The following is a 19,080-nucleotide window of genomic DNA, read 5'->3' on the forward strand; positions in this document are numbered from 1 at the left end:
TTCACGGCTCCCTGTCATAGATCCCGCTCCGGCCGCCTTCCTTATGTTCCAGACGGATCTGGCCCAGAACCATGCCTCGGTCGATTCCCTTGGTCATATCATAGATGGTAAGCAGCGCTACGGAAACTCCTGTAAGGGCTTCCATTTCCACACCTGTTTTGCCTTCGATCTTTACCCGGCAGTGTGCCACAATGGTACAATTCTCTTCATCCACAGAAAAAGTCAGGGCGATCCCGCCCAAAGGAAGGGGATGGGCCATGGGGATCAGTTCCCAAGTCCTTTTGGCCGCCATGATCCCGGCCACCTGTGCCACCGTCAGCACGTCGCCTTTTTTGATTTTTTTCTGCTGGATCTGTTCCAGAGCCTCCCGGCTCATGGTGATGATTCCGGAAGCTTCTGCGATCCGGCAGGTCACCGCTTTCTCAGAAACATCCACCATCCGGGCATTTCCCCGTCCGTCGAAGTGGTTCCAGCCCGGCATCACAGGAGCCCTCCATGGCCCAGCCTGGCAATGTATTCCCGAGTAATGGGTTCTTTAGCTGCAGCCAGGGGCAGGATCAGATCAAAGACTGTCCGAGGATGGGACATGACGGACCCTGGCAATCCTAAGATTACCGTCTGGTGATGGTAGGCCGCCATGAACATGGCTCCAGGCAGGACCGGGGTCCCATAGGTCACCACCTGGGTACTGACCTCTTGGATAGCTCCGGGGGTATTGTCATCCGGATCCACGCTCATCCCCCCTGTACAAAGGATCAGATCCAGCTTTTCTGCGATCATCTCCCGGAGCTGACGGACGATGCTTTCCTTGTCATCCATGGTATAGTGGTGGTCCACGATGGTGAATCCATAAGGCTTCAGCTTAGCCGGCAGCACTTCCCGGAAGCCATCTTTTACCAGCCCTTTGCAGACTTCACTGCCCGTGGTCAAGATTCCCGCTTTCTGGGGCACAAAAGGCCGGATGGACAGCACTTTTTCTCCGCCAGCCAATTTTTCACACTGGCGGATCTTTTCTTTAGCGATCCATAAAGGGATGGCCCGGGTCCCAGCCACCACGGTCCCCTGGGTAACAGGCGTCCCATTCTGTTTGGTGGCAATCATGACTTCCCCATATAGATTGATCCGGTCCAGCAGGGGTACATTGACCCGGAGCAGACCATCTACAGCGGCTCTCAAGTTGATCCGCCCCTCGGAAATCTCGGAGCGTTCCAAATGATCTCCCTGACAGATGTCAGCCAGATGTTCCGCCGCTTCATTCTCATGATAAGTAAATCCATCCAGTTCCAAGGTGTAGATGTGTTCCTTTCCCATGGAAAGGAGCACCGGGATATCTTCCGGCTGGACAATATGGCCTTTCTTGAAACGGGGGCCTTTCCGCTCACCAGGGATGATCTGGGTCATATCATGGGCCAGTATCTGCCCCACTGCTTCCTGCACAGAGATTTTCTTAACCGTATTCATCAGCAGTTGCTCCTATAAGACAAAATGATTTCGCCGGCAATGCTCACAGCGATTTCTTCCGGGGTCAGCGCCCGGATGGGCAAGCCCACCGGCAGATGGACTTTTTTCCGATAAACTTCATATAAGGGAGTCCCTTGGAAATGCTGGGGATATTTTTCTGCTTTCATCTTATTGCCCACGATTCCCACATAATAGGGATCCTTGGGCAGGATGCCCTTCAGGACCTGGATATCATTGGCATGGCCCCGAGTCATGACACAGACATAATCGCTGTTCCCAATGGGCAGATCGGACAGATCTTCCAGAGAATGGAGGAGGCGATGGACGTGAGGGAATTCTTCCGGGGTGAGATATTCTGGCCTGTCATCCACCACCGTCACTTCCAATTTCAGGAAATGCAGCAGAGCTGCCGCCGCTTTGGCAATGTGGCCGCCTCCGAAGATATAGACTTTCATAGGTTTTTTGATCTTCACCTGGAAAAGTTCCTCTGCTTCCGGCAGTGCACCATCCCGGCTGAAAGGATAGATTTCCCCGTCCACTTTCATGCTGATCCCATGGTCCGCCTGGAGATCGAACAGCCAGTACACTTCATGGGTTTCTACTTTTTCTACCATTTGAGTGAAATAATGAGCTGCCTGGGTATCCGTCCCAGGAACATACTGGAAATGGACCCGATTATGGCTGCCGCAGACCAGGCCCATTTTGGCCGCATCACTGCGGGTCATTTCATAGGACACCAGATCGGACTGCCCTGTTCCCAGGACCTTTTGGGCATGCTGGATGGCCTGGTATTCCTCTTCTCCCCCTCCGATGGTCCCGGCGTAGAGGCCGTCGGCAGTCACCAGCATAGTGGCTCCCACTTCCCGGGGAGCTGATCCGTGTTTAAAAGTTATGGTTGCCATGACAAAGGATACGTGCTGTGCCAGCAATTCCCTTGCCTTGCAGATGATTTCTCGCATACCGTTCTCCTGTCAATCAGCCTGGCTGAGCCAGAACTATTATTTTAAAGATAGATGACTCTATTATAACGCAAGATTTTTCTTTTGCATGGAAAGAAAGGAGGTGTGAAGAAAAATTCCACACCTCCTTTGGGATTATAGCATTCTATTTCTTTCTTACTCTTCCGTCTTATCGATAAAGAATACTTTGATGGCCGCAAATACCTGGAGGATAAAGATGAACAGCACCACAAAGCCGCCGGCTGCTGCCAGTGCCTTTACGCCGTCCACTCCCTGGACGCCGCCGCCAAAAGCAGCCATAATGATGGCAATGGCTCCGATGGTCGCCCCCCACAGCACCTTCAGATACCCAGGAGCTTCCGAGCCGATGGGGATGTTCTTGATGCACATGGAAGCCACGTTGTTGGAAGTGGCATCAGCTGCCGTCACAAAAGAAATCAGGATGACGAACAGATTGATTGGGACCAGGATGATGCCCAGCCCGAATGGCATGTTCTTGATGAATTCAAACAGTGCCATGACCGCATTGGAATTCTTGATAGTAGCAACCAAGTCCAGCTGGCCGCTGATCTGCATCCCCAGCGCCGTATTGCCCCAGACAGAGAACCAGATGATGCCAAAAACAGCCGGCAGGATCAGGTTGACGATCAGGCATTGACGGACGGTCCGTCCATAGGAGATCTGCCCCAGGAAGATCCCCGTAACCGGAGCATAGGCAATCCAGACAGCCCAGTCGAACAAGGTCCAGGACCGGGTCAGCGGTGCCCCGCCGATATCGATGGGGTCCAGCCCCCATTGCCAGAAATTCTGCAGCCAGACTGCCATCCCGGCCGTAGAATTCCGCAGGATGAATAGGGTGGGCCCCAGGACGAACAGCAGGATCAGCAGGCCATAATAGAACCAAGCATTGATCCCGGACAATTTCTGCAGTCCTTTATCCAGCCCCACATAGGAAGACAGGGTGAACATAGCGATGATAGCGACCCCCAGCCCGATGAACAAAGGCAGTGTGGACGGGATCCCATAAGAAGAAGTGAGTCCGGTGGTCAAGAGGACGATGCACATGGTCAGACCGGAAGTCAATCCCAAGATGATGGCCAGCATGGATAAGGTATCGATTACATCGGAAACAAAGCCGGTCTTGATTTTTTCCCCGAAGAGAGGGACCAGGGTAGACGTCACGTTCAGCTGCTGCTTTTTGTTGAAATACATGTAGGCCACCAGCACACCGGTCAAGGCATACATGGCATAAGGGATGAAGGTCCAGTTGTAGAAGCAGCGTCCAATGGCAAACCGGGCAGCCTCTGCCGAAAATGGCTCGATACCCAGCTGTTTCAGTTCTCCATAGATATTGCCAAAATAAATCAGAGGCTCATTGACCCCCCAGCTGACGATCCCGGTAGCAACCCCACCGGTCAGCGTCATGGCAAACCAGGTCCAGAAAGGATATTTCGGTTTTGCCTCTTTCCCGCCCAGGGTGATGTCCCCGACTTTCGAGAACAGCATCACCAAGGTGACCAGGAGGACGACCAGGGAAATGATCTGGTACAGCCAGCCAAAAGAATCCAAAGACCAGGTAAAGAATTTATTGGAAAGGGTGGTCAGCGTCTTATTGCTGACGATTCCCACCACAGCCGCCAGCAAGGTCAAGGCAAAAGCAGGGACGAATACGGCCCATCGGATCTCGTTTTTCTTTTTCTCGTTCATAAGGAATCTCCTCCTACCTGCAGCAGTTCTCCGGATTTCACGATGTGATAGACCTTCTGGATGTCCCGGCTCTGGTTCCTGTCTTTGTCATAAAAAGGCAGGGTCCTGCGGATGATTTCATAAGCCTTGCCGGTCCCTTTGCCCAGATGGATCTCCGGTCTCTTCTGTTTCCGCAGGTCGATGGCCTGGCAGGCATGCATGGCTTCGATACCGATGATATAGTAGATGTTGTCCAGCATCTGGAACAATTTATAGCAGATCAGGGGCAGGTTGCTGGCATGGTCCTCGATGGTCCCAGCCAGTGCATAGAAGTCCATGGAAGAAGGATTAGCCAGGCCCCGGTTCTGGGTATCCAGCATGGTGAAGGTCTTCTGGATGGTCCCAAAAGCGATGGTCTTCACGTCTTCCGGAGTCAGGAACCGGTTCAGATGGGTGAAATTGGGATCCGCCATCTTGATCATCCGGTAACAGGAACTCTTGGACAGATGGGCCAGCCCGCTGGCCAGCATCTCTACCCCAATGGCCAGGGAAGTGATTTCGAAGTTGGCACTGACAAAGGAAGAATGTTTGTCCAAGAGGATGCAAGGATTATCATCCGTATGGTTCATACTGGCTAAGAGCTGTTCCTTTACATAATCCATGGCATCATACAGGGCCCCATTGATGGCATGGGCGCACCGGAAGCTTAAGGGATCCTGCAGGGCCCGCTCGGGACTGGGTTCATAGAGATAGCTGCCTTCCAGGAAATCCCGGCACATGGTGGCTGCCTTGGCCTGCCCTTTGATGCCTCGGACCGTATTCACATCTTCCCGCAGGGATTCCACCACGCCGTCCAGCCCTTCCAGGCTCAAACAGAAAATCAGGTTGCTCATCTTCACCAGCTGGGCGATTTTCCGCAACACCACTAAGGTCATCCCTTCGCCCTGGGCATTGTTGGACACAATACTGAGACCATCCTTCGGTCCCAGTTTCGCCGGCTTCATCCCGACCCTGTCCATGGCTTCCTTAGAATTCATGACCTTTCCCTGGTACGTCACATCTTCTTCCCCGATGAAAGCCAGGCCTACATGGGACATGGTGGTGATATCCCCTTCCCCGATAGAAGACCGCATGGGAATCCGAGGATAGATCCCATAATTCAGGAAATCCCGGTAATGGTCCAGCAATTCCAAAGAAAGGCCCGTATGCCCGGTAAGAGCTTTCTGCAGCCGCAGGAGCAGGATGGCCCGTACCTGATCATCCGGATGGTAGGGAGGGATCCCCAGACAATGGCTGTTGAGCAGATTCCGATTGTATTGGGCAAAGAAATCTTCGTCAAATTCCTTGTCCTTGTTCCAACCCACGCCGCGATTCAGTCCATAGACAGGCTTTCCCTCCCCCGCCATGTCAAACAGGACCTGTCTGGCCTGACGGACCCGTTCTGCCGCCTCTGGCGCGATTTCTACCTTGCGGTTGCCGTAAACGACACTGTACGCATCTTCCAATGACAATGGTTCCCCTGTAAGCACTAAGCTTTCCATGACTCTTCATCCTCTCTGTTCTAAGGCTTCTATGATCCGCTCTGGGGTCAGAGGATAATCTGTCAGTTCTGTCCCCAAAGCATGATTGATAGCATTGACCACCGCCGGTCCTGGCGCTACTGCAGACATTTCCCCTACGCTCTTGACGCCGAAAGGAGAACTTTCGTCATGGCTTTCCACCAAGATGATATCCACTGGCGGCATATCCTGCACGTTGAGGGTATGGTACTTGGACAGGCTGCTGTTCTTCACATTTCCTTGGCTGTCATAGAGCATTTCTTCACTGAGTGCCATACCCAGGATGAACTGGGCCCCGCCCTGGATCTGTCCCTCTACCAAGGTGGGATTCACGGCCTGGCCGATATCATGGACGGCCAGCAATTTTTGGACCTCCACCAGTCCGGTTTTCTTGTCCACTTTCACCTGGGCGAAGGAAACGGCATAAGCAGCCGGATTGGAATGAGGTTCATAATGGATATAGACACTCAGCGGATCGAACAATTTTTTCTCCCGCAGGGTGGCAATCTCTCCATAGGTATAAGTCTTATCAGACCCTTTGACTTTGACAGTCCCATTATCCGTATAAAGGAGATCTGGCTCGATTTTCTCCACAGCATGGAGGGTCTGGAAGATTTTTTCCCGCAGCTGGGTCCCCGCCTGCAAGATGGCTCCGCTGGAAACAAAGGTCACCCGGCTGGCCTGGGTCCCCGCTGAATCATAAGGGGTCAGGAGCGTATCCGCTTCCGTGATGGTGATTTTCTCCGGGTCCAGATCCAAGGCCTCCGCCGCTGCCAACCGCAGGGAATCCAGCGTCCCGCAGCCCTGTTCATGGACAGCGATCTTGACCAGAGCCGTCCCGTCCGGATGGAGGATCATCTCCACATTGGTGAATTCTGGAAAAGCCCCAAAATAACCATTGCCGTGATCGGCACAGGCGACTCCGACTCCATAGGCATAGCGGTCATCATTCTGTTCCCGGATGTGGGCATATTTTTCTTTCCACTGGAAGGCTTCCATCCCTTTCCGGAGGCATTCCTTCACCGCCGCTTTCCCCAGATTCGGGCCTCCCACCGGGTCTGCATCATAGGGTTCTACCAAATTCTTCAGGCGGAATTCACAGGGATCCATGCCGATGACCCGGGCCACGTGGTCCATATTGACTTCCGTGACGGCATGGTTCTGGGGTCCTCCATAGGCTCGGCAGGCGCCCCCCGGTGTCTTATCCGTATAATAGGCACGACCATGGAACTCCTGGGCCGGGATCCGATACAGCCGGAACAGTTTCTTGGCATAGGCATTCACGATGCTGGTGTTATTGGTGTCGTAAGCTCCGCCATCAAAACAAGTGTCCACTTTGCGTCCCAGGATCTTTCCATCTTTCCGGACAGCTGTGACGACCTTTGCCTCCGTACCGTTCCGGGTAAAAGTACCGATCATGCTTTCCCGCCGATTCATGTAAACCTGGACCGGCCGCCGAGTCAGCCAAGCGGCGACCCCTGCAGTCAATTCCAGCAGAGGCTGCTGTTTCCCGCCGAAGGATCCCCCCATATTGCACTTGATGACCCGGATCCGGGCATAGGGCAGATGCAAAATCCGAGAAAGCTGCATCTGGGCCGCAAAGACCACTTGTCCAGGACTGTATACAATCAGATTTCCAAAATCATCCACTTCCGCCATGGCAATATGGGGTTCGATGGCCAGATGGTGAGTCCGGGGTGTAGAACCTCGGTCTTCCACAATGAAATCGGCTTCGGCTTCCGCTTTGGAAAGATTTCCATACCCGATATTTTTTTCATACGCCAGGTTGGTCTTCCCTCTGACCAGGACCCGATCCTCCTGGGCCGTTTGGAGATTGACAACCACAGGCAGATCCTGATACTGCACTTTGACTTTGCACCAGGCTTTTTCACAGGCTTCCTTGGATTCCGCCAGAATCAGCCCGATCCGGTCCCCCACAAAGCGAGCCCGTTCGTTCAGGATGTATTCATCCCTTTGGGCCTGGATCCCTGTGAACCATTCCATGGAATTATAGGCAACATGGGGAATATCTTCATAAGTCAAAATCTTGTAGACACCTGGGACTTTCAGGGCCTCTTCTGTATCCAATTGGAAATCCGCATGGGCATGTTCACTGAGGATCAATTTCCCATAAAGCATATTGAGCCGTTTGCAGTCTGCCAGGAATTTTGTTTTTCCTTCTGCCCGTTCCAGACTGTCTTCCCGCTGGAACCGTCTCCCGATATATTTGAACTGTTTCATGGCAACGCCCCTATCATGTCTTCCAGCAATCCTTGTACCGCTACCCGTTTATAAAAACGGGAAGGACGGGTGGGGATGGCTTTCTCCACTTCTTCTTTTCCCAACTCCTCCACGTCCTGCAAAACAATCTGCTTAAAAGATTTCCCTTGGAAATAATTTTCCAGGAGTCCGGCCTCCACCGGCTTTACCCCAACTGCTCCCAGATAGATGCTGGCCTTCTGAATCAACCCTGCTTCCAACTGGAAATCCATGGCACAGTTGATCTTGGCAATGGTGACCGCTTTCCGGGCCCCCACTTTGCCAAACATACTGCTTCTTTTCCGGCGGGGAATCAAGATCCGGCTGACGGCTTCTCCCGGTTTCAAACAGGTCTTTTCCCTGTCTGTGATGAACTGGTCCATGGAGATCTTCCGGCGTTCTCCCTGGGCCGATAAGATTTCGACCAACGCTCCGTAGGCAAACAGTACAACGCTGCAGTCAGAGGATTGGGAAGCATTGGCAATGGCTCCTCCCAGGGTCGCTCGATTCCGGATCTGTTCCGATCCCAGATGGTAAGCCGCCAGGTACAAGGCCCGGAGTTCTTCTTTCACAAGAGGGGAAGCACAAAGCTCCGTCATGGTGACAAGGGCCCCCACATCGATCCAGTCTTTTTCTTCCCGGATCCCCTGGAACTCCTTCACCTTGGTCAAATCGATGAAACTGCAGTCGGTTTCTTTGCGGTTCTGGAGATGGATCAATAGATCCGTCCCTCCGGCAATCAAGTAAGTCCGTCCATCCGCCCGGTTCAAGGCAGCCTGCAGTTCTTTTTCATCAGCAGGAGCAGTAAACATCATTCCATCTCCTTTGCTGCATCCTCGATGGCTTCGACGATTTTAATGTAGCCTGTGCAGCGGCAGATATTCCCTTCAATGGCCCGGCGGATTTCTTCTGAGGAAGGATGGGGATCCTTCATGAAAAGAGCTTTGGCGCTCATGAGGAAACCCGGCGTGCAAAAGCCGCACTGGATGGCCCCATGGGCAATGAACTTTTTTTGGAGGAGATCCAGTTCCCCGTTTTTTTCCAGACCTTCGATGGTCAGGACCTCCCCGCCCTGGATCTGCCCAGCCAGGACCAGGCAGGAAGGGACAGCTTCCCCGTTCAGGATGACCGTACAGGCTCCGCATTCTCCCTCCGAACAGCCTTCCTTGGTCCCAGTCAATCCCAGATCTTCTCGCAAGAAATCTATCAGACGCTTGCTCCCGTCTGTTTCTTTTTCCACGGCAGTCCCGTTGATCACAGCTTTGAGCTTCACTTGTTTCCCTCCCTGCAGTAGGTTCCATCATATTTTCCTATGATTTATATTTGAATATTTTATATATAATTTGCTTTTGTCATTCGTTATAATTACTCTTATATTGTGAAAATATGACTTTATTGTACTGGATTATCGTCCATAAAGCGTCAATTCCTTACACCCAAAGAAGATTTTTGTTGTTCTTTTTTTTAGACTGTATACCAAATTCCCAGCTAAGAAAAATATCGTCTAATGCTTTCTTTTTTATTCTCTACAGGAGCTTTTTCTGCATTCCTTTTTCGGCCCATTCCAAGATTTTCCCGCTGTGGATGCATCCTTTCAGGAATTCGATGTGAGGATACAGGTACATGTCCTCTTTCATTTCCGGCACTTCTTTGGCGATTTCTTCCAGCACCTGCCGGCTGGCACCGCTCCGCTGCAATTTCTGATCCACAAAAGGCTGGGCTTCAAAGACGGAAAGCAGTTCGATAGCCAGGATGTATTCCAGTTTTTCTGCCACGGCTAGGGATTTTTTGGCTGCATTGTAGCCCATGGCCACATAATCTTCCTGGTTTCCACAGGTCGGCGTATTGTCAATCACCGCCGGAGTGCAGAGGATCCGCATCTGGTTCAACAGCCCAGCCTGGGTATACTGGGGGATCATCACCCCGGAATTGAGACCTGGATTCTGGATCAGGAACCAGGGATAACCGGAAAGGCTCCCATCGATCAGCCGATTGTTCCGCCGTTCCGACATCTTGGCCAGCATGGTGGTTGCCATACAGGACGCATCCATAGCCACTCCCACATAGGAAGAATCTGCATTGCAGGCAGAAATCACAGCTTCGTTTCCCTGTTCCGGCCATAGGATGGGGTTGTCACAGCAGGAATTCATCTCTGTTTCAAGGGTCTGCAAAGCATCTCCCAATGTTTTCCGGGCAGCCCCATGGAGCTGGGGGATGCAGCGGAGGGACAGGGCATCCTGGACTCGTTTGCCCCGAGCAGCTGCAATGACCTGGGAATCGGCCAGAAGATTCCGGACGTTTTCCGCCACTTTGGCCTGATCCGGATGAGGACGGACCGCCATGACCCGAGGATCGAAGGCATTCATGACTCCCTGGAGGATTTCCAGGCTCATGGCCCCGATCACATCCGCCGTCCGGGCAGCCTGGAGCATGTCATAGAGCCCTATTGCTGCCAATGCCGTGGCAGAAGTCGTTCCTGACACAAGCGCCAGGCCTTCTTTAGAAGCAAGAGACAGGGGCTGCAGTCCTGCCTGTTCTAAGGCTTCTTTTCCTGCCAGGAGTTTCCCTTGATAATAAGCTCTGCCACGGCCAGTGATCACCAGTGCCATATGAGCTTCCGGACTGAGATACCCTACGCTGCCATCCCCCGGAGCCCAGGGAGTCAAATCTCGGTTCAAGAACTGCCGGAGCTGCTCCAGCACTTCCAGGCGGACGCCGCTGTACCCCTGCCCCAGATTCTGGAGGATCATCAGCAAAGTTCCCCGGACAGCCTCCTCTGATAAGGGTTCTCCTACAGAAACCGAATGGGAAAGGATGATGTTTTCCTGGAGCTGCGCCGTTTCTTCCCGGCTGATAGCTTTGGTGCACAGGGCTCCAAAGCCAGTGGTGACTCCATACATGACCTTTTCTTCCTCCACCCATTTTTCCACCAAAGAGCGGGAACGATTGACCCGCTTGCAATAATCGGAAGAAAATTCCACCTTCGCATGATTCCGGACTATATCCATAAAATCATGCAGATCCATATGCGATCCCAATCCAATTGTCCGTGCCATCATCCAATCCCTTTCCTTTCTGCGCCTGTTTGATATGACAATGGGGTTGCTGCACGTATCATTTCTCTTGGTGACGTACAGCAACCCCTTGAGGATTATCCTTCTATTTGCTTACAGTTTCACTTGACCCAGCAGTGCCTGTTCCCGGGCATCCACTTCGTTTTCGATTTCAGCCATCTTTTTCTGCAGGTCTTCCACGAACAGCCCATCCTTGATGCTGCCCAGGTTGATCTTTACATTCAGGAAAGCCCCTCGTACAGCGGCTCTTGCATTCATGGCCGCTACGGCACCATCGGTAATGGCGTTCTGGTTTCCCTTGGTGATGACTTCTTCTGCCAGGGCAAATAGTTCATTGGCCTTCTGGCCTACTTTGAAGGGAACCAAGGCAGCGCCCTTGGTGGCCTCCTGGATGGCTGCACTCCGAGCCTTCTTGGCTTCATCCGTATCCTTGGGCAGCTTGAAGGCAGCCATGATTTTGTTAAAAGCATTGCTGTCCTCGTCGATGAGCGCCAGGAAATCATCTTTCAGAGCTCCGGCCTTGGCTGCCACTTCTTTCATGTCTTCTTCCACAGCCGCATATTTTTCTTTCCCCAAGGTCAGGTTGGCAACCATGGTGATCAGGGCTGCTGAAGAAGCAGCATTGAGCGCTGCAATGCTGCCACCCCCAGGAGCCGGTGAAGAAGAAGCGGTTTCATTGATGAAACCTTCTACAGTCAGTTTCCGTAATTCCATTGGATCCATTCCTCCCTGTCAGAACAGGCCGTAAATCTTGCCGTTGTTGTCGATGTCCATCTTCAGGGCAGCCGGTTTCTTCGGCAGGCCGGGCATGACCATGATATTGCTGGTCTGGCAGACGATGAAGCCTGCTCCATTGGATACCCGTACATCCTGGACATTGATCTTGAAGCCTTTGGGAGCTCCCAAAAGAGCCGGGTTATCACTGAGGGAATACTGGGTCTTGGCCACACAGACCGGCAGCTTATCCAACCCCCAGTCTTCCAGCTGTTTGATCTGTTTCCTGGCATTGGGTGTAAAGGTCACGCCGTCACCGCCATAGATCTTGGTCACGATGGCCTTCAGTTTGTTGGGGATGGAATCGTTCACATCGTACAGTTCCACTTTCTGAGGTTTCTGTTCTTCCAGCATCCCCACCAGTTTGTGGGCCATATCGATGCCGCCTTCGCCGCCTTTTTCCCAGCATTCGTTCAAGCTGACTTCCACACCGTAGCTGGCGCATTTTTGGAGCAGCATATCGATTTCTGCCGGAGTATCGGAAGCGAACTTGTTGATGGCCACCAGTACCGGCAGGCCAAAGGTCCGCATGTTTTCAACCTGTTTGGCCAGGTTGGAGAAACCATCGCTGACAGCCTGGACATTTTCCTGGCTCAGATCTGCTTTGGCGACACCTCCATGCATCTTCAGGGCCCGGATGGTGGCAACCAGCACAACGGCATCCGGATACAGGTTGCCATAATGGCATTTGATGTCCATGAATTTTTCTGCGCCCAGATCAGCACCGAAGCCGGCTTCCGTAATAGCGATATCTCCCAGTTTCAGAGCCATCTTGGTGGCCAGCAGGGAGTTGCATCCATGGGCGATATTGGCAAAGGGCCCGCCATGGATGATGGCCGGCGTATGTTCCAGGGTCTGGACCAGATTCGGTTTGATGGCATCCTTCATCAGCATGGCCATAGCCCCTTCACAGCCCAGCTGATGGACATGGACTGGATTCCCATCCAGATCGCAGCCGATGACGATGCGGCCGAACCGTTCCTTCAGGTCTTCCAGGTCTTTGGCCAGGCACAAGATGGCCATGATTTCAGAAGCCACCGTAATGGTAAAGGCATCCTGACGGGGGAAGCCGCAGACTTTGCCCCCTAGGCCCACTACCACATTCCGCAGGGCACGGTCATTCATGTCCATGACCCGGCGCCAGGTGATCTGCCGGGCATCCAGCCGCAGTTCGTTGCCATGGTGGATATGGTTGTCGATCATCGCCGACAGCAGGTTGTTGGCAGCGGTGATTGCATGCATATCTCCCGTGAAATGCAGGTTGATATCGTCCATAGGAACTACTTGGGCATAACCGCCTCCAGCAGCGCCCCCTTTGATTCCGAACACAGGCCCCAAAGACGGTTCCCGCAGGGCGACCACAGCATTTTTCCCGATCCGGTTCAAAGCCTGTGCGAGACCGATGCTGGTGGTAGATTTCCCTTCTCCGGCAGGAGTGGGAGTGATGGCGGTCACCAGGACCAATTTCCCGTTGGGTTTCTTTTCCAGGCGTTTCAGCACATCCAGGGAAACTTTTGCTTTATAATGGCCATACTGTTCCAGTTCTTCCGGCAGGATCCCCATTTTATCCGCAATCTTGCTGATGGGTTCCATGACATTTTTTTGTGCAATCTCGATATCGCTCAGCATTGCTTTTCCTCCTCTGTGGGCAGTGCTTATTCTTCCAATTCCAGCAGGCGTTTTTCCAGGATTTCATCCATGTTGAAGTTTTCGATCTGCAGATAATATTCCGCAGCCATCAGCAGGGCTTTCATAGGAACCGTCCCGATGACTTCGCTGCCTACCACATTGACCCCATACCGGCGGGCTTCCATCTTGATCATTTCAAAAGCCTGGTAAACAGCGGATTTTTCATAATTGACCAGGTTCATGGAAACTTGTACCTGATTCCGTTCTTCCAGTTTGACTCCCATGGCTTTTACGTAATGGAGGCCGCCTCCGATGTTCCGCACTTTTTTGGCGATAGCGTCTGCCACAGCCTTGTCGCTGCAGTCCAGGTTTACGTTGAAAGCCACCAGCGGTACACGGGCCCCTACTGCGGAGCATCCGGATTTTTCATTCATGACAGCCGGGCCATAATCAGGTTTCCATTCCGGATCCTTGATTTTTTCAAAGAAGCCTTCATACTGTCCCTTCCGGACGGATGCCAGATTCCGGCGGGCTTCCTTGGTGCAGGCATCTTCATACAGATAGACAGGGATGCCCATATCCCCATAGGCTTTGCCCACTGCATTGGCAATGGCTACACATTCGTCCATGGTCACGCCCATGACCGGAGTGAAAGGAACCACGTCCACTGCACCGAACCGAGGATGTGCCCCATGGTGGGTCCGCATATCGATCAGCTGGATGGCTACCTTAGCCATATTGATGGCTGCTTCCGTAACAGCTTCAGGAGAGCCGATGATGGTCACTACAGAACGGTTGTGGTCCGCATCGCTGGAATAGTCCAGAATCTTCAGCCCTTTGATCTTGCGGGCTTCGTCAACGATCTTTTCAACCTTATCCTTATCCCGGCCTTCACTGAAATTCGGTACAAATTCAACTAACTTCTTTGCCATAATGGCACCTCCATCAATCTGTTCTAGTTTAGTAGCAGCTGAAAGGCATATCGCTATGCCCTTAGTTGCTATTATAGTATGAATTCTTCGCCTAAAAAACGTCTGAAATCAATTTTTTCCGACTTTTTTATTTTTTGACACTTTCTGGACGTTCATTCCCTAGGATAGTTTTGAATTGATATCTTCCTACGGAGAGGTGGTCTTTATGAGTATACAGAAAATTTCCCGTTCTGCAGCATCCACGTCCCACTGGTCAGGGGGAACCACGACGGAATTCTATATCGATCCTCCGGACAAGAGCTATGCCAACAGGGATTTTGCCATCCGGATCAGTTCTGCCACAGTGGATCTGGCGGAATCCGATTTCACCTTGGTCCAGGGCTACAATAGGATCATCACGCCTCTCCAGGGTGGATTTACCCTGACATTTCCGGAAGATGGCAGCCGGCAGGTAACCCTGGCTCCCTTAGAAGAAGCTTTCTTTGACGGAAGCTGGCATACCCATTCGGTGGGGAAGGCCGTCGACTTCAACGTAATGTATCAAAAGGGGATGTCTGCTGTCTACAAACGGCTGAAAGGATCCCAGACTCTGCCGCCTTCCCAAGGCCATCGGTTTCTCTATGTTCCCCTGCTGCCGGAAGGACAGCTCAAGGGAGCCTCCATCGGAAACCTTCCCCTGGAACGGGACACCCTGTACGTCCTATCTCCAGATGAAGGCCCTGTCCCGGTCCAGCTGCCTGCCGGAGTGGAAGTGATTTTCGTAGAAATAACGGATTGAAAAGGGGATGTGAAAAAATGATTCTTCATTTTTTCACATCCCCTTTGTTTACTTTTGATGTTCATGGATTACATCCAGGAAACTGGCGAAATCCATACTCCTTTTCTTGAGGAGCACATCCACCCGCAGTTTCAGCAGGGGGTGCTGACTCATTTCCCTGGCTTTCAGGAGAGCCAGGCGCATCTGGGGTGACCAGTTCTTGTCCGGCCAAGTATCCAGCACTCCTAAAGCCGTACTCCGACAGGAATCATAGATAGATGTCAGGGCTTTTTCCAGCAGGTCTTCCCCTTCTCCCGGATGATCCGTCAAAGCCTCCAGGAGGGGTTCTATGGCATGTTCCTCCTGCAGATATCCATCGGCATGCTCCCGAGCGAACTTCATGACCCGATTGAACCGCCGCTTGTCCTGGGTATCCAGAAGGAACTCGTAGAGCTCTGTCCGCATGGGTTCTTTCTTGAGAAGGTTCCATAATTCCTTATGGAGGTCCAGATCCAGTGCATACGCCATATGGATTACCACCAGATTGGTCCGTCCATCTTCTTCTACCAGATTTTTTTTGATTTCTGGCAGCCAGTCAATAGAAAGGACCAAAGATTCCAACTCACTGATCAGGATATGGCACTGGTTCATCGTCAGATAGTCCCAGCATTCATCATCCACCATGGTTTGGAATCCTTCTGCCAGATTGGTCAGAGCTGCGGCGGCCATCAAATCCCGCTGGTATTCCTTCGCATGCTTCAGGAATTTTTGCATGACAGAAAACAGATCGATAACGGGAAGTTTGTCATCATCGGGGAGCTGCAGCTGCTGGAATCCCAGGAGGAATGCCAGATAATTCAAGAGGAGACGGCAAATCCCTTCGAACTGTGGCTGTTCCAGATGAGGTTCATCCAACAGTGCCGGGATATTGACCTTGGAAAAGATCAGTACAGAGACCGACGGATAGGTAATGGTCAGTTCACACCCATGGATCACCAGCCAAGCCTGCTCTTCCGGTGTCGGAAAATCGTAGCCCTGTATAGCACACAGTTTTCCCCAGCCGGACGTATGCCGAAGGATGTCCTCCATATCTTTTTGTTCCAACTGATGGGAAAGCTCCAGCGCATAGATGACAAAGCTGGTAAATTCTTCACACCGTGCCAAGAGCAGGAGATCCCGTTTCAGCTGCCAATTGATTACAAGATCCTGTTCATTCAGCATGTAAAGGCCGCAGATTACAATGGCCAGCTTCACAGTTTCCCGGCTGGAAGCCTCATAAAGCCACTCCCGGGCCAATTCCCACAAAGGCTGGGGGATGCGTTCTTCACTCAAGGCATCCACCAGGGATTCATAGTAAAGGATGCAGGGAGTGGAAGAAATCCCCATATAGAGCATGGTAGCATTTTCCGGAGTCGGGTCCTCTGCATAGGCTTCCAAGACCTGATAGATCTGAGGTCCTACCACATCAGCCGTTTCACCGGCCTGATCGCTGCTGGCCAGAAACGCATCGGCAGCTCCCGGTTCCATCAGCTCTCCATTCTCTTTCTCCACCACCGACCGGTCTTCCAGATTCTCTTTGGTAAAGAACCCGTCCGAATCCAGATTATTCTTGACATAATCGAATATGCTTTTTCCCTGCTTCCAAGGTTTTGTACGTATTTCCATATTTCTCATCCTGTTTCTAAAACTGATTGTGGATTCCATAGGGAGTCCATTATATCATAGAAAAGGGGCTGCTGCACACGCAACAGCCTCTTTTAAGTCTGGACTCCCGGCTTCAGGCTTCCGGCTCCTGACTTTGTTCCGCTTCTGCCGTCTCCGGTGCTTCCTCTTGCATAGTCCCATGGAGGATAGCCATGAATTCATCTCCGGTAATGGTCTCTTTCTTCAACAGGTACTGGGCCAGCTCATCCATCTTTTCCCGATGGGCTTCCAGGATTTCCCTGGCTTCCTTATGAGCTTTCTTCACCAAAGCAAAGACCGCCTCATCGATCCGGGCCGCTGTTTCCGGCGCACAGGACAGGGAAGTGTCCCCGCTCAAGTAAGCGTTGTTCACCGTTTCCAAAGCTACCATATCGAATTCATCCGTCATCCCGAACCGGGTGATCATGGCCCGGGCCAGCTTGGTGGCCTGTTCGATATCGTTGGAGGCGCCGCTGGTCACCAGATGGAACACCACTTCTTCCGCCGACCGTCCTCCGGTCAGGGTCACAATCTTGTTATACAATTCTTCCCGGCTCATGAGCACCTTTTCCTGGGTATCCACCTGCATGGTGTACCCCAGGGCTCCGGAAGTCCGAGGGATGATGGTGATCTTGTGGACAGGCGCAGAATCCTTCTGACTGGCTGCCACCAGGGCATGGCCGATTTCATGGTAGGCAATGACTTTTTTCTCTTCAGGGGAGATTACTGCCCCCTTTCTCTGGGCCCCGGCAATGACCACTTCCACGCTTTCTTCCAAGTCTTCCTGGATCACTTCTGTCCGGCCCATCCGGACCGCCCGCAAAGCAGCTTCATTGACGATATTGGCCAGTTCTGCCCCGGAAGCCCCACTAGTGGCAAGGGCAATGGTATGGAAGTCCACATGAGGATCGATCTTCACATCATGGGAATGGACTTTCAGGATGGCTTCCCGTCCCTGGAGATCCGGCAGCTCCACTGGTACCCGGCGGTCGAACCGCCCCGGCCGCAGGAGAGCCTTGTCCAGGACTTCCGGACGGTTGGTAGCTGCTAAGATGATTACGCCTTTACTGCCATCGAACCCATCCATTTCAGACAGCAGTTGGTTCAATGTCTGTTCTCGTTCATCGTTGCTGCCAAAAGAACCACTGTCACGCTTTTTGCCGATGGCATCGATTTCGTCGATGAACACGATGCAAGGAGCCTTTTCCTGGGCCTGCTTGAACAGATCCCGGACTCGGGCCGCTCCCATCCCTACGAACATTTCAATGAATTCGGAACCGGAGATAGAGAAGAAGGGTACCTTGGCTTCCCCAGCAACAGCCTTGGCCAACAGGGTCTTCCCAGTGCCGGGAGGGCCTACCAGCAGTACGCCTTTGGGCATCACTGCACCGATGGCCTTATATTTGGCTGGATTGTGGAGGTAGTTGACGATTTCCTGGAGCGCTTCCTTGGCTTCATCTTGGCCGGCCACATCTTTGAAGGTTTTGCCTGTCTGAGCAGCAATGTATACCTTGGCATTGCTCTTGCCGAAGCTCATCATGTTGCCCCCGCCCATTTTAGGTCCCAGATAGCGCATGATCAACTGACCGATGACCATAAAGAGCAGGAAAGGCAGGATCCAGTTATTAAAGAAACTCATAATAGGGGATTCCTGCTTGGGAATGACCTGGGAGAATTCAACCTTGGCTTTGACCAGACGGCTGACGAGCTCCGGATCATCCACCCGCCCCGTAACGTAGATCTGTTCCTTACCATCCTGGTTGCAGAGAAGAGCGATCCGATCCTTGGTGATTTCCACCTTGGAGGCTTTCCCTTCGTCCACCATGTTCAAGAAGTTGGTATAGCTGACTTCATGGACCTTTGGCTGGAAAAACATAGGGCTGATGATTGTATTGATAACCAGGATCAGCAAAATGGCCGCGATGTAATACAAGCGGACTCGTTTCGACTGCTTGTCCGGATCTTTATTTTCCATAGTATCCATCCTTTCTGCGATGAAATTGTAACTGTTTAATTAACATTATAACATATATCAACAAAATGACATGAAGGATTTTAACACATTCTGTGAAAAAAGTATTGCCAACACAACAACCATAAGTTGAATGGCTCCGAACTCGTGCTCAAAAAAAATGCAAACCGCAGGTTTCCTCCTTTGGCCGCTGACATACACAAAAAAGGCCTGCATCTTTCGATGCAGGCCTTTTTCTTAACCGGCAGCTCCCTATCCTCCCGGACCGTTTCCAGTCGAGTACTTTCGGCGTATAAGGGCTTAACTGCTGTGTTCGGCATGGGAACAGGTGGATC

General features: G+C 52.2%; 15 protein-coding genes and 1 rRNA gene. 1 reads left to right on the forward strand and 15 read right to left on the reverse strand.

All coding sequences use genetic code 11. The annotated features are described in order from the left end of the window. Position 1: 1 nt before the first annotated feature. The 12 genes from moaC to ftcD form a co-directional block, all read right to left on the reverse strand. Entirely contained in the window at positions 2–481 is a 480-nt protein-coding gene (gene moaC, locus ACTUHY_RS09250; protein ID WP_442827509.1) for a cyclic pyranopterin monophosphate synthase MoaC, read from the reverse strand. Then, complete coding sequence (locus ACTUHY_RS09255) at positions 481–1,461, reverse strand: molybdopterin-binding protein (RefSeq protein ID WP_442827510.1); 981 nt, start codon at positions 1,459–1,461, stop codon at positions 481–483. The genes moaC and ACTUHY_RS09255 overlap by 1 nt, the downstream gene beginning before the upstream one ends. After that, the gene (locus ACTUHY_RS09260) at positions 1,461–2,420 is read right to left on the reverse strand and encodes an XdhC family protein (protein WP_442827511.1); all 960 of its coding nucleotides are present in this window, start codon (positions 2,418–2,420) and stop codon (positions 1,461–1,463) included. The genes ACTUHY_RS09255 and ACTUHY_RS09260 overlap by 1 nt, the downstream gene beginning before the upstream one ends. A gap of 156 nt (positions 2,421–2,576) precedes the next feature. Continuing rightward, positions 2,577–4,127 (reverse strand): BCCT family transporter, encoded by a 1,551-nt coding sequence (locus tag ACTUHY_RS09265; RefSeq protein ID WP_442827512.1) that lies wholly within the window; start codon positions 4,125–4,127, stop codon positions 2,577–2,579. Beyond that, entirely contained in the window at positions 4,124–5,647 is a 1,524-nt protein-coding gene (locus ACTUHY_RS09270; RefSeq protein ID WP_442827513.1) for an HAL/PAL/TAL family ammonia-lyase, read from the reverse strand. The genes ACTUHY_RS09265 and ACTUHY_RS09270 overlap by 4 nt, the downstream gene beginning before the upstream one ends. Before the next feature lie 6 nt (positions 5,648–5,653). Further along, on the reverse strand, positions 5,654–7,906 hold the full coding sequence (locus ACTUHY_RS09275) for a xanthine dehydrogenase family protein molybdopterin-binding subunit (protein ID WP_442827514.1): 2,253 nt from the start codon (positions 7,904–7,906) through the stop codon (positions 5,654–5,656). Beyond that, entirely contained in the window at positions 7,903–8,739 is an 837-nt protein-coding gene (locus ACTUHY_RS09280) for an FAD binding domain-containing protein (protein WP_442827515.1), read from the reverse strand. Before ACTUHY_RS09280 ends, ACTUHY_RS09275 begins: the two co-directional genes overlap by 4 nt. Continuing rightward, complete coding sequence (locus tag ACTUHY_RS09285) at positions 8,736–9,197, reverse strand: (2Fe-2S)-binding protein (RefSeq protein WP_442827516.1); 462 nt, start codon at positions 9,195–9,197, stop codon at positions 8,736–8,738. The genes ACTUHY_RS09280 and ACTUHY_RS09285 overlap by 4 nt, the downstream gene beginning before the upstream one ends. Positions 9,198–9,450: 253 nt before the next feature. Continuing rightward, positions 9,451–10,980, reverse strand: a complete 1,530-nt coding sequence (locus tag ACTUHY_RS09290) for an HAL/PAL/TAL family ammonia-lyase (protein ID WP_442827517.1) — start codon at positions 10,978–10,980, stop codon at positions 9,451–9,453. A gap of 111 nt (positions 10,981–11,091) precedes the next feature. Continuing rightward, positions 11,092–11,712: a cyclodeaminase/cyclohydrolase family protein gene (locus ACTUHY_RS09295; protein WP_442827518.1), complete on the reverse strand. Its 621-nt coding sequence runs from the start codon at positions 11,710–11,712 to the stop codon at positions 11,092–11,094. Positions 11,713–11,730: 18 nt separating this feature from the next. Beyond that, positions 11,731–13,401, reverse strand: coding sequence for a formate--tetrahydrofolate ligase (locus tag ACTUHY_RS09300; RefSeq protein WP_442827519.1), 1,671 nt, complete (start codon positions 13,399–13,401; stop codon positions 11,731–11,733). 26 nt (positions 13,402–13,427) lie between these two features. Then, entirely contained in the window at positions 13,428–14,333 is a 906-nt protein-coding gene (ftcD, locus tag ACTUHY_RS09305) for a glutamate formimidoyltransferase (RefSeq protein WP_297862494.1), read from the reverse strand. A gap of 205 nt (positions 14,334–14,538) precedes the next feature. Between ftcD and ACTUHY_RS09310 the strand changes: the two genes are divergently transcribed. Further along, entirely contained in the window at positions 14,539–15,111 is a 573-nt protein-coding gene (locus tag ACTUHY_RS09310; protein WP_442827520.1) for a HutD/Ves family protein, read from the forward strand. A gap of 48 nt (positions 15,112–15,159) precedes the next feature. Here ACTUHY_RS09310 and ACTUHY_RS09315 read toward each other — a convergent pair whose 3' ends face one another. From ACTUHY_RS09315 to rrf, 3 genes are all read right to left on the reverse strand, one after another. Further along, positions 15,160–16,755, reverse strand: a complete 1,596-nt coding sequence (locus ACTUHY_RS09315; RefSeq protein ID WP_278675902.1) for a hypothetical protein — start codon at positions 16,753–16,755, stop codon at positions 15,160–15,162. A 112-nt stretch (positions 16,756–16,867) separates the two neighbouring features. Further along, complete coding sequence (gene ftsH / locus ACTUHY_RS09320) at positions 16,868–18,748, reverse strand: ATP-dependent zinc metalloprotease FtsH (RefSeq protein ID WP_278675899.1); 1,881 nt, start codon at positions 18,746–18,748, stop codon at positions 16,868–16,870. Positions 18,749–18,984: 236 nt separating this feature from the next. Continuing rightward, positions 18,985–19,080: ribosomal RNA gene (gene rrf, locus ACTUHY_RS09325) — 5S ribosomal RNA — on the reverse strand; the annotation flags it as partial.

The sequence above is a fragment of the Acidaminococcus nyctereutis genome, assembly GCF_052216985.1.
In the GTDB taxonomy this organism is placed as follows: domain Bacteria; phylum Bacillota; class Negativicutes; order Acidaminococcales; family Acidaminococcaceae; genus Acidaminococcus; species Acidaminococcus fermentans_A.

Excerpts from the sequence above, each read along its gene's own strand:
- ACTUHY_RS09300 (WP_442827519.1), bottom strand. The coding sequence starts at position 13,401 with ATGCTGAGCGATATCGAGATTGCACAAAAAAATGTCATGGAACCCATC.
- ACTUHY_RS09280 (WP_442827515.1), bottom strand. The coding sequence starts at position 8,739 with ATGATGTTTACTGCTCCTGCTGATGAAAAAGAACTGCAGGCTGCCTTG.
- moaC (WP_442827509.1), bottom strand. The coding sequence starts at position 481 with ATGCCGGGCTGGAACCACTTCGACGGACGGGGAAATGCCCGGATGGTG.
- ACTUHY_RS09255 (WP_442827510.1), bottom strand. The coding sequence starts at position 1,461 with ATGAATACGGTTAAGAAAATCTCTGTGCAGGAAGCAGTGGGGCAGATA.
- ACTUHY_RS09260 (WP_442827511.1), bottom strand. The coding sequence starts at position 2,420 with ATGCGAGAAATCATCTGCAAGGCAAGGGAATTGCTGGCACAGCACGTA.
- ftsH (WP_278675899.1), bottom strand. The coding sequence starts at position 18,748 with ATGGAAAATAAAGATCCGGACAAGCAGTCGAAACGAGTCCGCTTGTAT.
- ftcD (WP_297862494.1), bottom strand. The coding sequence starts at position 14,333 with ATGGCAAAGAAGTTAGTTGAATTTGTACCGAATTTCAGTGAAGGCCGG.
- ACTUHY_RS09265 (WP_442827512.1), bottom strand. The coding sequence starts at position 4,127 with ATGAACGAGAAAAAGAAAAACGAGATCCGATGGGCCGTATTCGTCCCT.
- ACTUHY_RS09315 (WP_278675902.1), bottom strand. The coding sequence starts at position 16,755 with ATGGAAATACGTACAAAACCTTGGAAGCAGGGAAAAAGCATATTCGAT.
- ACTUHY_RS09295 (WP_442827518.1), bottom strand. The coding sequence starts at position 11,712 with ATGGAATTACGGAAACTGACTGTAGAAGGTTTCATCAATGAAACCGCT.
- ACTUHY_RS09270 (WP_442827513.1), bottom strand. The coding sequence starts at position 5,647 with ATGGAAAGCTTAGTGCTTACAGGGGAACCATTGTCATTGGAAGATGCG.
- ACTUHY_RS09310 (WP_442827520.1), top strand. The coding sequence starts at position 14,539 with ATGAGTATACAGAAAATTTCCCGTTCTGCAGCATCCACGTCCCACTGG.
- ACTUHY_RS09275 (WP_442827514.1), bottom strand. The coding sequence starts at position 7,906 with ATGAAACAGTTCAAATATATCGGGAGACGGTTCCAGCGGGAAGACAGT.
- ACTUHY_RS09290 (WP_442827517.1), bottom strand. The coding sequence starts at position 10,980 with ATGGCACGGACAATTGGATTGGGATCGCATATGGATCTGCATGATTTT.